Raw genomic sequence first — 272 nt, 5'->3', positions numbered from 1 at the left:
CCCCAAGGACGAATACGGCATGGAGCCTTTGGGCTACGAGCACATGCGCCGCGGGACGTGGGACACCAAGGCCCGGGTGGACGATATGAACGCCAATGGTGTGCTGGGCTCCATCTGCTTCCCGACCTTTCCCGGTTTCGCGGGGCAGCGCTTCCAGCAGTACAGGGATGCGCGGGAGGTTTCGTTCGCCGCCATCCAGGCCTACAACGACTGGCACCTGCACGACTGGTGCAATGCAGCGCCGGGGCGGTTCATTCCGCTGAGCCTGATTC

The 272-nt window shown here is 64.0% G+C and carries 1 pseudogene; it reads left to right on the top strand.

Annotated features, from left to right (window positions below):
• A pseudogene (locus MTCD1_RS19215) lies at positions 1-272 on the top strand (amidohydrolase family protein); the annotation flags it as partial.

This window comes from Colwellia marinimaniae, assembly GCF_002207865.1.
Classification (GTDB): domain Bacteria; phylum Pseudomonadota; class Gammaproteobacteria; order Enterobacterales; family Alteromonadaceae; genus Colwellia; species Colwellia marinimaniae.
The sequence above is the reverse complement of the archived record's forward strand: the minus strand, read 5'-3'. Positions and strand labels throughout refer to the sequence as shown.